The organism is Spiroplasma melliferum KC3 (assembly GCF_000236085.2).
In the GTDB taxonomy this organism is placed as follows: Bacteria; Bacillota_I; Bacilli_A; order Mycoplasmatales; family Mycoplasmataceae; genus Spiroplasma; species Spiroplasma melliferum.
Window position 1 is genome coordinate 144,401 of the sequence record NZ_AGBZ02000004.1, and the last position, 16,413, is coordinate 160,813.

At 26.8% G+C, this 16,413-nt stretch carries 16 protein-coding genes; 15 read left to right on the plus strand and 1 reads right to left on the minus strand.

Features of this window, described 5'->3' with window-relative positions; genetic code table 4:
- Nucleotides 1-7: 7 nt before the first annotated feature.
- The 8 genes from rsmB to SPM_RS05065 all read left to right on the plus strand — a co-directional run bounded on the left by rsmB (nt 8) and on the right by SPM_RS05065 (nt 11,126).
- Nucleotides 8-1,279, plus strand: a complete 1,272-nt coding sequence (rsmB, locus tag SPM_RS05030; RefSeq protein ID WP_004028522.1) for a 16S rRNA (cytosine(967)-C(5))-methyltransferase RsmB — start codon at nt 8-10, stop codon at nt 1,277-1,279.
- A gap of 54 nt (nt 1,280-1,333) precedes the next feature.
- A complete protein-coding gene (argS, locus tag SPM_RS05035) occupies nt 1,334-3,007 on the plus strand; it encodes an arginine--tRNA ligase (protein WP_004028523.1) in 1,674 nt (557 codons plus the stop codon).
- Between the two features lie 47 nt (nt 3,008-3,054).
- Complete coding sequence (locus SPM_RS05040) at nt 3,055-4,569, plus strand: MFS transporter (RefSeq protein WP_004028524.1); 1,515 nt, start codon at nt 3,055-3,057, stop codon at nt 4,567-4,569.
- A 71-nt stretch (nt 4,570-4,640) separates the two neighbouring features.
- A complete protein-coding gene (locus SPM_RS05045) occupies nt 4,641-5,999 on the plus strand; it encodes a BMP family ABC transporter substrate-binding protein (protein ID WP_004028525.1) in 1,359 nt (452 codons plus the stop codon).
- Between the two features lie 68 nt (nt 6,000-6,067).
- The gene (locus tag SPM_RS05050; protein ID WP_037551429.1) at nt 6,068-6,328 is read left to right on the plus strand and encodes a hypothetical protein; all 261 of its coding nucleotides are present in this window, start codon (nt 6,068-6,070) and stop codon (nt 6,326-6,328) included.
- A gap of 53 nt (nt 6,329-6,381) precedes the next feature.
- Entirely contained in the window at nt 6,382-8,094 is a 1,713-nt protein-coding gene (locus SPM_RS05055) for an MSC_0882 family membrane protein (RefSeq protein WP_004028527.1), read from the plus strand.
- Between the two features lie 494 nt (nt 8,095-8,588).
- Nucleotides 8,589-9,668 (plus strand): radical SAM family heme chaperone HemW, encoded by a 1,080-nt coding sequence (gene hemW, locus SPM_RS05060; RefSeq protein ID WP_004028528.1) that lies wholly within the window; start codon nt 8,589-8,591, stop codon nt 9,666-9,668.
- A 114-nt stretch (nt 9,669-9,782) separates the two neighbouring features.
- Entirely contained in the window at nt 9,783-11,126 is a 1,344-nt protein-coding gene (locus SPM_RS05065; RefSeq protein ID WP_004028529.1) for a Sapep family Mn(2+)-dependent dipeptidase, read from the plus strand.
- Between the two features lie 330 nt (nt 11,127-11,456).
- On the opposite strand, the gene SPM_RS05070 is transcribed toward SPM_RS05065, so the two are convergent.
- The gene (locus tag SPM_RS05070; protein ID WP_004028530.1) at nt 11,457-11,720 is read right to left on the minus strand and encodes a hypothetical protein; all 264 of its coding nucleotides are present in this window, start codon (nt 11,718-11,720) and stop codon (nt 11,457-11,459) included.
- 125 nt (nt 11,721-11,845) lie between these two features.
- On the opposite strand from SPM_RS05070, the gene SPM_RS05075 reads away from it, so the two are divergent.
- The 7 genes from SPM_RS05075 (at nt 11,846) to SPM_RS05105 (ending at nt 16,369) form a co-directional block, all read left to right on the plus strand.
- A complete protein-coding gene (locus SPM_RS05075; RefSeq protein ID WP_004028531.1) occupies nt 11,846-12,319 on the plus strand; it encodes a hypothetical protein in 474 nt (157 codons plus the stop codon).
- A gap of 3 nt (nt 12,320-12,322) precedes the next feature.
- Nucleotides 12,323-12,766, plus strand: coding sequence for a hypothetical protein (locus SPM_RS05080; RefSeq protein ID WP_004028532.1), 444 nt, complete (start codon nt 12,323-12,325; stop codon nt 12,764-12,766).
- Between the two features lie 165 nt (nt 12,767-12,931).
- A complete protein-coding gene (locus SPM_RS05085) occupies nt 12,932-13,642 on the plus strand; it encodes a hypothetical protein (RefSeq protein ID WP_004028533.1) in 711 nt (236 codons plus the stop codon).
- A 20-nt stretch (nt 13,643-13,662) separates the two neighbouring features.
- Complete coding sequence (locus SPM_RS05090) at nt 13,663-14,445, plus strand: TrmH family RNA methyltransferase (protein ID WP_004028534.1); 783 nt, start codon at nt 13,663-13,665, stop codon at nt 14,443-14,445.
- Nucleotides 14,445-15,044 (plus strand): ribosome biogenesis GTP-binding protein YihA/YsxC, encoded by a 600-nt coding sequence (yihA, locus tag SPM_RS05095; protein ID WP_004028535.1) that lies wholly within the window; start codon nt 14,445-14,447, stop codon nt 15,042-15,044. Before SPM_RS05090 ends, yihA begins: the two co-directional genes overlap by 1 nt.
- Nucleotides 15,045-15,126: 82 nt before the next feature.
- Complete coding sequence (locus SPM_RS05100) at nt 15,127-15,390, plus strand: TIGR04570 family membrane protein (RefSeq protein WP_004028536.1); 264 nt, start codon at nt 15,127-15,129, stop codon at nt 15,388-15,390.
- Nucleotides 15,380-16,369: a LacI family DNA-binding transcriptional regulator gene (locus SPM_RS05105; protein WP_004028540.1), complete on the plus strand. Its 990-nt coding sequence runs from the start codon at nt 15,380-15,382 to the stop codon at nt 16,367-16,369. The genes SPM_RS05100 and SPM_RS05105 overlap by 11 nt, the downstream gene beginning before the upstream one ends.
- Nucleotides 16,370-16,413 lie beyond the last annotated feature (44 nt).

The window sequence follows — 16,413 nt, forward strand, 5'->3', positions numbered from 1 at the left end:
TTAAGAAATGCAAGCAAGAGAAGTAGCATGGAATATCTTATGAAAAATTTTTGCAAAAAATAAGTTTAGTAATCATTTATTATCAAATATCGTAGAACAAAATGATAACTTTACTGACCAAGATAAAACTTTAATTTATCGAATTGTTTATGGTACTTTAAAAAATAAATTGTATTTAGAATATATTGCTAATCAATTTATTGAATCCAAGAAAACTAATCAAAAATTACAAGTTCTGTTATGAATGAGTATTTATCAATTTCGTTTTTTAGATCGTATTCCTAATTATGCAATTGTTAATGAAGCTGTTAATATTAGTAAAAGTGTTAGTCCAAAATATGCTGGTTTTATTAATGCTACGTTAAAAAAGATTTTTGACAGTAAAGATGAGATTTTTGAAATTAACATTGCTGATGAAACAAAAAAATTAAGTATTAAATATAGTTTTCCATCATCATTATATTTAATTCTTCGGAATGAATATAGTGAAGATATTGCTCGACAAGTAATGATTGATAGTTTAACCATTCCAAAACTTTCATTTCGCGTTAATACCCTAAAAATTAGCCGAGATGAATTATTATCCAAATATTCAAATTATAATTTGACAAAAAGTTTAGTGTCTTCTGTGGGGGTCATTGCTGATAAACCAGTTGTTAACTCAGAAATGTTTAAAAAAGGTTTAATTTTTATTCAAGATGAAATGAGTATGCGTATTGCAGAGATATTAGACCCACAAGAAACTGACCGCGTGTTAGATATGTGTAGTGCACCGGGTGGTAAAGCAACGCATCTAAGTCAAATCATGAACAATAAAGGGATTATTGATGCCTATGATATTAGTGAAAAGAAGATTAATTTAATTAAGATGAATGCTAGTCGATTAGGAATTACTAATATTTATCCACACTTATTAGATGCTAGAAAAATTAATAGTGAAATTCAATATGATAAAATTCTTTGTGATGCGCCCTGCAGTGGCTTAGGGGTAATTAAACGAAAGCCAGAAATTAAATATCATACTTTGACTAATCAAGAATTAGCAAATTTAGTTGAGATTCAAGAACAATTATTAGAAAAAGCTTATCAATTATTAAAACCAGGTGGAATTTTGGTTTATTCTACTTGTACTTTTGGTGGGTATGAAAATATTGTTCAAATCCGCAATTTTTTAGCAAAACATCCGGATTTAAAAATTATTACAACAGAACAAATCTTTGGTTATGAAAATAATACAGATGGATTTTATTATTGTAAAATTAGAAAAAAAGATAAGTAATTATAAAAACTATGTAAAATATATATAAATAATAAGAAGAAAGGAAGCACAATTATGAATACGAATGTTAAATTAATTGAAAATCTGTTACAAGAATACTTAAAGGCAAATAATTTAACAATACCAGTGATGGTTGAAAAACCACGTCAAGAAGGATTTGGCCATTTATCAACCAATTTGGCTTTGTTACTAGCAAAAAAATTAAAAAAGACACCAAATAAAATTGCTGAAGAAATTATTGCTTTTATTGAAAAAAATAATAAATCATATTTTAAAAAGATTGAAATTGCTGGCGCCGGGTTTATTAATTTTACCTTAGCTGATGACCAGTTACATCAAGTTATTAATGAGGTTTTAAAACGACAAGCAAACTATGGATATTCAGCAGCGAAGAATTTTACTTATAATTTAGAAATTGTTTCAGCTAATCCAACGGGATTTTTACATATTGGTCATGCTCGGAATGGTGCTATTGGTGACAGTGTTGCTCGAATTTTGCGAGCAGCTGGTTATCATGTCCAAACTGAATATTATGTTAATGATGCTGGTAATCAAATTAATACTTTAGCAGTAACGGTTTTTGTTAGTTATTTAAATTTATTAGGTAAAAAAACCGAGTTACCTGCTGATGCATATCGTGGCGATATGTATGATGCTGTTGCACAATACTTTGTTGACAATTATCAAGATAAATTTATTAATTTAACTTTTAACGAAGATTATAAAATTAGTGATCCAAAGGTACACGAAATATTTCGTAAAAAATCAGTTGATTTATTTTTAGATATTATTAAAAAACAATTACAATTATTTCGAGTTGATATTGAATATTATTCTTCTGAAGCTTCAATGTACGAAGGAGGAAAAATTGATGCAACGTTAGCACAGTATGCTAAATTGGGAAAGACTTATCAACAAGACGGTGCATTATGATTAAAAACAACTGATTTTGGCGATGATAAAGATCGGGTTTTAGTTAAATCAAATGGTGATTTAACTTATATTACCCCTGATTTAGCATCACATAATGAACGGTTAATGCGAAGCAAGGCCGATAAATTAGTTAATTTTTGAGGTGGTGATCATCACGGTTATATTGTGCGAATGTTAGCGGGATTACAGTTATTAGGTTATAAAAAAGACATTTTAGATATTGATATGATTCAAATGGTACGGTTAATTAAAGATGGTGCTGAATATAAAATGAGTAAACGAAAAGGAACAGCAGTTTGATTAATTGACTTAATTGAGGAAATTGGAGTTGATGCAATTCGTTATATGTTATCTTCAAAAAGTGCTCAAAGTCATATGGACTTAGATATTGGTATTTTAAAAGAACATTCTTCAAAAAATCCTGTTTATTATGCACAATATGCAACAGCTCGTTGTAATAGTGTGCTAAAACAAGCTAAAATAAGCAAAATTAATTTTACCGATGTTAAAACCTTTGAGTTATTAACGTCACAAAAAGAATTATACCTTTTAAATGAGATTGATTTATTTAATCGTTGCATTGAAGGAGCAGCAAAATTACGCCAACCACATCTTATTTGTGATTATGTGCAAAATATTGCACGGCAATTCCATTCATATTATAATGAATCAAAAGTTATTAATTTAGATAACTTAGAATTAACAAAACAACGTTTAGTATTTATTAAAGTAATTTATCAAGTTTTATCAAATGCCTTTAATTTATTAGGGGTTAATGTTATTGAACAGATGTAATTATTTAAGTTATGTTATAATCTATAAGACAGAAAGAGGGTGCAGGTGTGTTGCAAAATAATTGAGATGTTTTTTTATTTAATCCATTAATGTTATTATTGTTATTTGTTCTTTACATATTAATTTTAATAAAAAACATTAAAATTAAACATACTAGTCAGAAGGCATTCTTTATTCAAACTTTTTTATATTGATTTGCGTTATCAGCAATTATTGGTGATAATTTTGAGTTCCGTGATTTATTTTTTGCTGCATCAATTAATAATATGGGAGGAATTGCCATTATTGCCACAACTTCCCTTTCTCTTTATGCTTTTTTAGCGATGATTCCTTATGTATTTTTACATAAGGTTTTTTCTCGTATTGGCTGACATTTTTTTCAATATACAATGTTTGGAATATCAATGCTAGGAATTTTTATTTTAATTATTTATCCATCCGCGCCAACATTAATTATAGCGGCAATTTTTCTTGGTTTTGGAATTATTACTAAGGCGAGTTATTTTTTATCATATAATGAGGCATATGGTCGTAAGTTTTTTCCATTTAAAACAATTAGTTTAGTGGCACCGCTAATGACATTTGCGCTTATTTTTGGTAGTGAGTTTAACAATATTGTTATTACAACAGGAAGTAATTTAACTAATCATTTACAAATAGGAATTATTGGAATTGGTGCAATAGTTGCTATTGCAGGGGCAACCATTTTATATGCCTTGTTTTCACATAAAGAGTTTACCTCAACATCATTTACAGTTGAACAACAAAAAATGTTTGAACCATTTAAATGAGGGAAAGTGTTAATTATCTTTTTTATGGCAATTTTAATTATTATTTTAAAAGAAGTGTCCCAATCAAATATTTATATTTGATTGTTAGGTCAGCGCACATGGGAAAAATACCATGATGTTTGGAAAGTCAACCAATTTGTCCGCTTAAATGAACAATTATTCTTAATTCCACAGTTTTTTGGTGCTTATTTAGTTTGTCATTTACTTTATAATAAAATTGGTGTTAAATATTGTTTTGGACTAGGGTTATTATTATGATTTATTTTCTTTAGTATTACGGCATTTAATCATTCGCCAGAAGCTTACTTAGCATTGCAAGTTATTAATGGGTTAGCTTTTGCTATGTGTTTTAACATTTTGTTTGCAATGACTTGTGAATGAAAATATCGTTCGCCAACAAACAAACCAATTGTAGCGCAATTTCAATTATTATGATTTGGATTAGAATTCATTATTAAGTTTGTTGATGATGTAATGCGTGATAAAAAGGTTGGTATATTTAAAGAATATATTTATGGTCAACAATATATTTCTCGTGATAGTTTTGCGATTCAAATTGATAATATTACAACAATTATTTCAACGATTTGTGCCACAATTGTTTTACTGTTATTGTTGATATTTTATTATACTTCAGACCTAATTTTAGCTGAATATCGTAATCATTTGCGTTTATTAGTTCCGAAGGTTAATCTATTATTACGAGAAAGTTTTATTAGTCGTGTTAAATCAAATATTACTTCTGAAACAAATAACAAGAAAAAAACTTAAATAAAATAATTTTTGTTTTGATAAAAAAGAATATTTTTAGTATTTTTTAATTATGGTTAAAGGAGATTAGAATGAAAAAAATAATTAAAATGTTAATGGCGTTACAAATAGGCACTACTTCGGCTAGTTTTTTAACATCTTGTGTTAAAAAGTACCAATATATGTATGATATTTGAGTAATTACTAGTGGTGGTTCAATTAATGATCAATCTTATATTCAATCAGCATGAGAAGGAGCAAGCAAATATATTGTGTCACAATTTGCCCAAGCTCCAATGGCAAATTGACAAGATAGTCCATTGCGAGCGAGTTATTTTGAACCAAGTGGTATTACACCAGGTGAATTTAAAGCAGCTTATATTACAGCTAGTATTGCTGGGGCAAAGACCTTAATTTTACCTGGTTTTAGTCATGCCAATACCATTGGTTGAGCAGCAAACTTAGTGGATAACGTTATTTTTATTGATGGTAGTGGGCAAAATGTATATAAAAATATGGATCCGCATGGTTCTTTAGCTGATAATATTGTAGGAATTTTATTTCAAAAAGAAATTGCTGGTTTTTTGGCTGGTCTTGTCACAGCAATATGACTTAATTTGCATCAAACAGAATTCCAACAGCAATTAAATATTGCAACTTATGGAGGAATGGATAATCCAGTTGGAGTTTCAAATTATTTATGAGGATTTTTATTATCGTCAGATCTTTTTAATGAGATTATTAAGACAGATAATTCATATCCTAATTTGCGTCAACTAGGAACAGATATTTTAGCAATAATGCAAAAAATAAACCCCAAAATTAATAATTTATTACCAATAAAAAAAGTTCAGGAAGTATTAAATGACAATGAATCATGGTTTTCACAATCATTTAACCAAGGAGAAGGAAAAGTAATTTCTGATTATTTAATTAATAAAAAAGCAAGTATTATTTTCCCTGTTGCAGGACCACAAACCCAAGATACAATTGACCGAATTAAATATAATCAAACAAAAACAAAAGTTGTCGGGGTGGATACAGCACAATCCCGAATATATGGTGATGAATATATTATTACTAGTGGGTTATTAAATATTGCACAAGCAACACAGGATGCCTTATCTAATATCTATTCATCAACTTGTAGTTATAATAATGCCACTAAGCAATGAGAAAATAATAAACTTGATTATTGTTGGATTAATACTGATCAATCTTCAAAAACAAATCCAAATTGATTAGGCATTGAAAAAACAAAATGAATTGATGATAGTATTATTAATTATATTAATAATGATGCAAAGATTGCCAAATTAACAACAACAATTGGTATAATTTATGATCAAATTAAACAAGCACATTTTACTGATACATTAAAGTTAACTTATCAAACACAAAATAAGTTAAAAACTGACTGACTAGAAACTTTAGAAAATGGTTTAAAATAAAAATAATATATTTTTTGCATAAATTTTAAAAAGTATAGTATAATACTCATAGATAGTGTGGTGTTTATATGGAGGGCTTCTTGACAACAAGTATAACAATCTTAGATTTAGATATTCCAGTAATCGGGTTAATTGGTTTTCTACTAGGATTTGCAGCGCTATTATTATTTGTTTATTTTACTATTACTTTTTCTTTATTTCGAAGTAAAAAAAGCAGTAGTAATTGAACGAATATTGTAAAATTAAAACAAGAAACTAGTTTTAAGGAAAACATTGAGTATTTTGAACAAGAAATTATGCTAGCTAAAAAAATGGGTGATAAAATCTAGCAGTTTCTTTTTTAATACAATGTTATTCACATTTAGGGCAGGTGAAACAAAGAATGGGTTTTTTTAATACGGTTAAATCTTTTATGGTGAAAGATAAACAACGTGAGCAACCACCAATGCAATCAGCAAATCGTTTTGGTGACAATTTTAATTCTGAATTAATAAACCAAAATAATGCTGATTTTAACCAAAATCAACCCTATCCAAGTGAAATTCCCCAAAATCATCGTTCGCCAAATCAATACTTTCGTCCAAATGAAGCATATAAACAAAACCAATTAAATAATACGGAAATGTTATATCAAAATAATAATACAATTCGTCCAGCACGAATGAATTTAAGTAATCAATATAATTATTACGCTAATAATCATGACCGCCAGTATCTTGAAGAAGAACGTGAGGGAATGAATATAAATGCTTCACAAATGCCGCCAGGTTATGTTGAACCATATTATAATCATGATGCTGCGCAAAATTATTCGCGTCCAGTTCAACAACAAATTTTACCACGCCGAATTCAACAGCATACATCAAGTTCTAATTATGGTCAATATTGGTCAGGACAACAAAATCAAGGACGATATGACAATGCGGAATTTATGGGATATCAAAGCCACCGTGATGGTTATTTTAATGATGATAATATGTATACAAATCAATATCGTCATCCTTATCAACCACGTGTTATATCACCATATAATCAATCACAAGTTAATGAACAATTTAATCGTTCAGAATTAGGTTATGATAGCAAAGGAGCCTATTATGGTGCAAATTCAGCACAATATTTTGATGATAATCAAATGGTGGCAAATTCAATGCCAGCGCCACCATCTTATTATCAAAATGGCCATTATACTCCATCAGCACAATTTGACCCACCAGCTTTAACAAATGGTAGGGAAAATAATCGTTATGCTTATCAGCCACAGTTATCAGAAAAACAACGTCGTCGTCGTTTTAGTAAGGAATATGCTAACCGCTTAATTCCCCTCGAAATTGCTCGTGAAATTCGTTCAGAAAAAGTTCGTACCTTAATTATGATTATTATTGGTTTTATTGGAACAATGATGACAAGTTTATTTATTGCCTTATATTTTATTTCTCATCAACAAGAATTAGAAGAAATTATGGGAATTAAAGCGAAATACATTCCTAATCCATTTTTGACAATTACTTTTTTACTAATCTCACTAGGATTATTATTTGCTGGTATTTTTGATTTATCACGAGTTCGAATTGAAACAAATAGTTATCTTTCTAATTTAACCCGAGGTAATCATACTATTCCCCATTTCTTAATTGATAATTACAAAAAAATGACTATTCGTAGTATTGTTTTAAATTGATTAGCATTTCCTACTTATTTCTTTGGTGGAATTATTTTAGGAATTTTATATGGATTCCAACAACATTCAGGTGAAGAATTCCGGTTTGGTTTTTGAAGTTGAGGCATTGTTGATGATTTAACAGCAGCCATTACAATTACAATTATTATTTTAATCGTAACATTAGGCGTTCATATTGCAAATATTGTTTTAACAAAAAAAAGAAAAGCAAATATTATTGGTTATTATGGATATGAAATTGTTCATCCAGACGAATTAGCTGCTTTAAAGAAAAAAACAAATCGGATTTGTTTAGTAATTTTTATTATTTTCTTAATTATTTTAACATTAGTAATTTCAATTCCATGATTAATTGCTCGTCGTCGTAAACGAAGTGGTGAGGCATTACTTGGACGTTGATTTAACCGAAATTAAATATTGTTTTAAAAAAATTATAATGTTTCTTTTAACCAAGATAAATAACAATTGTTATAGTTTATTCTTGAATATAAATGTTAGGAGAAACATTTTTTATATGACAAAAGATAGCACTAAATTTTAATAATGTGATTTCTTAATATCTTTTATTTGCAAGATAAAATTTATCTTGCAAATAATTTGTTGAAGGTACTGCGGTGCTTTTTATATATTCAATAATGTTTTGTTTTTAATATGTGTTAAAGTGAGTTTAAAGAATTAGTTAAATGTGTTGCAATTTAGAATCCAAATACCCAATAAATGTTTTATTTCATTTTCTATTTATAATTTTTTAGGAACAGGTTAGAATTAGAATATAAAACAAGGTTTCAGTCACACAACTGGTTTAATTTTTAAATAAATCTTTTAATTTAATTATTAAAAAATATATAAATGTTGCACTTGAAATTATAATCTATATTATTAAAATATAAAAGAAATGAGGATTAATAATGATTGAGCATTTATATGTACATATTCCTTTTTGTGACCATATTTGTTTTTATTGTGATTTTTTTAAAATTAAAAAATCACGTCCAATAATGATTGATGAATATTTAACTTCATTAGAGCAAGAAATTGCTCAACCTCATCCTAATTTTGCTTTAAAAACAATTTATTTAGGAGGAGGAACACCCAATAGTTTAGATGACATTCAATTAGAACGGTTATTACAACTTTTACAAAAAGTTGTGCAAGGTCCAATAATTGAATATACAATTGAACTAAATCCAGAAAAGATTACAAAAAGTCAATTACAACTTTTAAAGAAATATCATATTAACCGTCTTTCAATTGGGGTTGAAACTTTTAATGATCAGTTATTAAAAAAAGTTAATCGTTATCATAATAGTACTGATGTTGTTAATAGTTATTACTTAGCTCGGCAAGAAGGCTTTGATAATATTTCGTTTGACTTAATTTATAATTTATTTGACCAAACACAAGTTGACATTGAAGCAGATTTATTAATGATTCAAAAATTACAACCTGATCATATTAGTTGATATTCGTTAATTTTAAAAGAAAATTCATATTGGGGCAAAACAAAACTTAAATTACCAGAGTATGATATTGCATTTGATGAAATTATTAATACTGCATTAACTAAAATAGGTTATGAAAGATACGAAATTTCAAATTACACTAATAACAAGAAAAAATCACGACATAATTTGGCATATTGAACTAATAAATCTTTTTGATTACTTGGTCCTAGTGCAGCTGGTTTTATTAATAATGATGGATATTATTTATTACAAAATTCGCGAAAATATGCTAATTGAACACAAACTAAAACAGAATTATCGTTAAAGGATTATTATTTTCAAATTTTAATGATGGGGTTACGTGTTTTAGATGGCATTGATTTAGTAAAGGTTAAAGATGCAAAGAAAGCAGTCAATTACTATCAAAGTAAAATTGATGTAGAAGTACAAAAAAATAATTTAGTTTTTGATAATAATCATTTACGTTGTACAAGTCAAGGATTAAACATTTTAAATGATATTTTAGTTAATATTATGGATTAAGACTCATGCTATAATGTAAGTAAAGAAGAACTATGAATAATAAAAATTGATAATTAAGAAATTATAAGTAATAAAGACTTATGAATAAAAAGCATAATAAAGGAGGGGTATATTATGGAAATTGATGTTGAGAAATTACAAAAAGAATATTTTGATAAAGCTTTACAAAAAATTCAAGATATTATTCGAATTCCATCAGTTCGTAGTGAAGCAAAACCAGAGGCTCCATTTGGTGAAGGCATAAAAAAAGTTTTAGAATATGCTATTAATTTAGGAACAGAATTAGGTTTTAAAACATATCAAGATTTAGAAAATAGCTATGGTTATGTTGAATATGGTTCTGGCTCAGAAATTTTTGCAATTTTAGGACATTTAGATGTTGTTCCTCCAGGTGATCTTAACAAGTGAGAATTTGAACCATTTAAACCACAAATTAAAGATGATAAATTGTTTGGTCGAGGGTCAATTGATGATAAAGGTCCTACAATCATTAATTTGTATGCTTTAAAATATTTAAAAGACCATAATTATCATCCAGATTATACTATTCGTTTAATTTTTGGTTTAACAGAAGAAACAGATTGAGCATCAATTAAAGCTTATATGAAAACAGAAGGAGTGCCTGCCTTAGGATATACTCCAGATGGAGAATTTCCTGTTGTGTATACTGAAAAAGGAATTATTAATGCTGATATCATCGGTAAAGGTGAACCATTTACATTAATAGGTGGTGAGGCTTATAATTCTGTTGCTGATGTTGTTAGTTACCAAGGTTCTTATTTGGATGATATTAAAACTAGATTAGAACAAAAAAATATTGAAACAAAGGTGGAAAATGATTGCTTAATTGTTAAAGGGAAATCTTCACATGGTAGTTTACCAGAGCGAGGAATCAATGCTGCTTTAATTACTTTAGCAACATATGCTGAATTAGATAATAATTCAGTGATTGCAAATTTTGCAAAAAAACATTTATATAATAATTTTCATTTTAGTCATCTTTTCCCAAATATGAAAGATGAAACAGGATTATTAATTGTTAATAATGGAATAGTTGAAATTAATCAAGAAAAAACACGATTAACTTTAAATATGCGCGTTCCAATTTCATATAAATTACATGATGTACAAAATCCATTAATAGAAGAATTAAAAAAATATAACTTGGAATTAACAAATATTTCTTGGCAAGAACCACTGCATATGCCAGTTGATAGTCCAATGATTAAAAATATGATGAAAGTTTATCAAGAGGTTACTGGTGATAACTACACAAAACCTGTGGCAATCGGTGGTGGAACTTATGCTAAAGCAATGCCAAATTGTGTGGCTTTTGGAGCTGAATTTGACATTAATGAATCAACGATGCATGCTTATAATGAATATGTTAAACTTGATGATTTAAAAAAAATGTTAGAAATTTATACAAAAGCAATTCCTTTGTTAACAAAAAAGTAGCATGTTACTTACTTTAAATAATGATATCTATTCATATTTTTTATAAATAAAAAATTGAAAAACAATATTTTAATTCTCATAAAAAGGTTCAAAAATTAAATCAAAAATTAGAAAAAGTTTTAACAAATATCATTACTGAAAAGAATTTTAATAATATTCATCAGTGAGATGTTAAAAAAGAAATTAATCCTTTATATCATCAAAAAAATATTACAAATGAAAAAGAATTAAAAAAAAATATTACCATTTATTTCAAACAAATCGTATTTTGAACCAAATAAATTTAATTATTAAAAAAGATAATATTAAATATATTATCTTTTTATTTTATTATATTGTTTTAGCAAGACGTTGAGCAATTGATGGTTCACCTTTTGCCCAGAAAATAATAACAAAAACGGTTCCAATAACTGTTGCCATTAAAATTCATTGTAAAAAGGAACATAATCCATAAATAAACTTTCCTTTTCGATCCTTTGGACAGTCTGTTCCGAAAACTAAAGTCCCAACGGGATTAACATTGAAAATTCATAAAATAACGTTTAATCAACAAAAAAGAATATTAAAAAGAGATGATAGCATTCTTTTGGCCATAATATAGCCTCCTTTCAGATATATATAATTATACAATGTTTGTTATAATCTTATTATCTAAATCAAAAATTTTCTTTATTAATTTATGATATAATAATTATACTCAGTTTTTGGAGGAAATAATAATGAATGTAAAAAACTCACAAGAAAATAATGATTTTATAAATTTAAAAAATAATGAAGAACTTGTTAAAAAACATTATAAATATTGAATCAAGTTTAAAGATGAGTTATTTCAGTATTTATTAGAAATAATAAAGCTTGGAAAAATTAAAATGTTTTATTGTAATAATTGTCAGCAGGGAAAAGATGTTGACGATTTAAATATTTATGATCTTTTTTTTGGATTTACTTTTGATAAGATCAATGTTAAGACAGAAACAATTGACCATTTTATTGTTGAATTATGTAACGAATGTAATGAAATGAATGATGTTACTAATTCATATATTAAAGTATTGCAAAACAATGTTGCATGTATTTATTGTAAAAAATTACTTTATCAAGATGATGAGCACTTGTTACTTGATAATAATAATTATTGTTCACGAGAATGTTTGCGCAAATATTTGAATAAAACAATTAAAGAGGGAGAATAAGTTATGAAAACAAAAGTTTTGACTAATAATAAATGACTAGATAAAATTGCTGAATCAGTGGTAAAAATTCAAACACTAACAAATATTCCATATGTTGATTGTCATACATGTAATTATGAAAATCAATCATCAAATTTACTTTTTGCTAATTCATCATATGAAATATTATCAGTTTTAATTAAAACAACTTGTGGACATGATATTACAAAAGGAGTTAATTTTTCACGCATTGTTAATGATCATGGCCATAATTTTGAATTATTAGGGGAAGCAATTACTGAATGTTGAGTTCATAAAGAAAAACCTTGTAGTCATCACTTAAATGAATCAAAAGCATTTGTCTGCTATCAATGTGATAAACTTAAAGCAAAAATAATGCGCATTGATAATGTTAATGTTTGTTCATTAAAATGTTTAAAAGATTATTTAAATGCTCAAGTAAAATAAATTTTATATTTAAAAAAGGAAATTAATTTCCTTTTTTAAATTATTATTAAATTATGATTATGATAGATTGTTTTGTTAATTTCATATTATTACTTTACTTAACAAAATATCCAAGATAAAATTATAACTAGTAGTTGATTTTAACTAAAAAAGGAGGTTTAGGGTATGCCATCATATTATACAGAACATATTTTAAAATTGAAGCAACCAAAATTAAAAGCACCATTAACTGATGCCGAAATTAATGCTATTGTAACAGCTTTTAAGCATTTAGTTTGTAAAATTAAAAAAGATGCCATTGTTATTAAGCATCAAAAATTTGGTTATGAACTTTTTCGTAGTAAAGCAGACGACAAATATTGAGCATATGCTTTAACTTTTACTGAACCTCTTAATCCATTAAAACCAATTTATAAACATCATTGAATTGGCAACGCTTTTATTGGTTATGGGTATGATACCTTAGAAGAAACAATTAATCAGACTTTTAAAATGATGGAACAAGGACCAACAGCACAAACAAATTTTCGTGATTATTTAGCTAGTTGAGATGAAGAAAAAGACCGCATTTTCTTAGATTGAGAAGAAAAAGAATGGTCGTTTGAAAAATATCAAAAGTTTCAGCGTTGATATGAAAAAAACAAGGTTAAAATTATGGCAAAACAAATTGGGATTAAGGATGCCGAAGATTATAATAAAGAAATTAATAATAAAAATAATAGATCGGGATTAGCAGTTTTATTAGGGAAAATGCAAGATCCACCAAAACGCCCACGAGCAATGGCTGTTGTAATGCGTGAAACAGCAGAGACAAAGGAAAAATGAGATGACCCAAAAACCAAAAAATACCTTGTTGGTTTTATGTATGTTAATTAAGAAAGAAAGAATCCGATATTATGAATTATCGAGAAATTAATTCAGCGCAAAATGAACATATTAAATTATTGGCAAAATTAAAAGAAAAAAAATATCGAAAAGAATTTAATTTAGCCTTAATTGAAGGATGGAACATTATTGATGAAGCATTACAGCAGAACCTTGTTGTTGAAATTTTAACAACAAAAATAAATCAACGAAAATTAAAAAATTTTAATAATATTTTATTAACAATAGTTTCCGAATCAATTTTAACTAAATTAAGTCAAAGTAAAAATAGTCAAAATATTATCGGTGTGATTGATTTAACTAAGGTTAAGGAACAAAATAATTTTCAATTCAATCAAAATATTCTTTTATTAGAAAACATCCAAGACCCAGGTAATGTAGGAACATTAATAAGAACTGGCCTTGGTTTTGGTTTTACAAATATTATTTTGTATAATCATACTGTTGACCTTTTTAATGATAAAGTATTACGTGCTAGTCAAGGTGCTATTTTTAAAGTCGCAATTAAAGAAGCTAATTTAATTGAAATTAAAAATTTTCAATTAAACCGATATAAAATTATTACAACTGGTTTAAAACGACAAAGTGTCTTTTTACAAGATTGCCAGTTTAAACAAAATGAACGATATATCTTAGCATTAGGTAATGAGGGACATGGACTTTCAACAACATTGCAAGAAATTAGTGATTATAATGTCCAAATTAAAATTAATTCACAACTTGAGTCATTAAATGTTGCTCAAGCAGGAACAATTTTAATGTATGAAATTAATCGTCAGATGGAGGAAAAATAATGTTTAAGTTTAAAAATGCGAATTATATTACATCAGCGGTTAATAAAGCAGGTTGAATTAATGATGATTTATTTGAAATTGCTTTTTTAGGGAAAAGTAATGTTGGTAAATCAAGTTTTTTAAATATGTTAACAAATCAACGTCAATTAGCAAAAGTTTCGCAAATTCCCGGGAAAACGCGGATGCTAAATTTCTTTGCAATTAATAATAACCAATTTCGAATTGTTGATGCACCAGGATATGGGTTTGCAAAAGTTGGTAATCAATATAAGATGGATTTTGCAAAAATGATGGAAGAATATTTAACTCAACGAGAAAATTTAAAATTTGTTTGTTTATTAGTAGACTTACGGCATCCACCAACACAAGATGATTATGAAATGTATCAATATTTAAAGCATTTTAGCATTTTTACAGTTTTAATTGGAACAAAACTTGATAAGGTAAAAAAGAATGATATTCAAAAGCATGAAAAGATGATTAAGGCTAAATTAAATTTCGCTGATAGTGATTATTTTATTAAAACATCAAGTCGAAATAAAATCGCTCGTGATGAATGTTGGACATTATTTGCAAAATTATTAAATTTTAATGAATAGTTAAAATATTTTGAATTAAAAACTTATTAAAACAATTTCTATTAAATTAGCATATAATTATGACACATAAGGAGTGAATAAAATGAATAATTTTTCATTGACAAAAGAAAAAGGCCTTTGACAAAAAATTTTTAAAAAAATTCCATGATTTTATCATGTCATTTTTCTTATGACTGGAATTGTAGCTGGACTTTTATTTCAATTTTTATATATTAAACGATGAGATTTTCCTTATTTTTTTATTTTTATTATTGCGATAATAATGCTTTATTGTGTACTATTTTTATTATTTAGTCCCATTATTAAGCAAAATTGATTTTTAAAAAAAGGTTTTAATGAAAAATAAAAAAATTTCAATTAAAACAATTGCTGCTGAATGTGGCGTTGGTATTGGGACGGTATCACGTTATTTCAATGGTGGTTATGTTAGCCAGGAAAAGCGTCTTTTAATTCAAAAAGTTGTGGAAAAATATAATTTTCAACCTGATTTTGCTGCGCATTCAATTAAAAAGAAAATGTTAGAAGTATATATTTTAATTCCTGATTTAACAAGTAGTAATACGTTTATTGTTAAATCAATTTTAAAACAAATTAATGATGATTTTACTAAAATTGTTCCTTTTGTTGTTGAAACAACTTATGATGAGGATCGTTATTTATTACATTTACAAGAAATTGTACGCCGTAACCCAGCTGCTTTAATTTTATTTACGATTAGTAATGATGAAAATATTAGAGCCTTTTTACAGACGATTAATATTCCAATTATTGTATATGGTCGTCAATGAGGGGATACCGTGTTTATTAATAATGATAATGAAATGATGTATGCTTTACTCCAAGAAATGGCAAAGAATCATGAATTTGATAAGAAAAAAGAAATTCTTTATATTGGAGAGAATCCGGTGACAAATTTACCAACTGGATTTGCTCGATATGATACTGTTGCTGATTGATTTAATCGTCGCAATTATCGATTTCAAACGTACTTTTTTTCTGAGAATCAAGAACGAATAATTTGAGAATTAGTCAAAACAATTAATTTAAATAATAAAATTATTATTGCAGGAACACATACTTGCTATAAAGTTGTGATTTCCTTTTTAATGAAAAATAATATTACTAATAGTTTGGTCACAGATATTTGTAATAGTAATGACTTTTTTCTATCAATTTTACCAAAACATTATTATATTGCCATTAACTATAGTGAATTAGCAACAAAAATAATTATTAAGTTAAAGCAAATTTTAGATGGAAATAATATAACAAAAGATAAAACAATTGAATGTTTAAGTTATGAGATTAAAACTTTTTTAAAATAAGTTTATATTTTAAAAAATGTGTATTATAATCAAGATATGGAAAT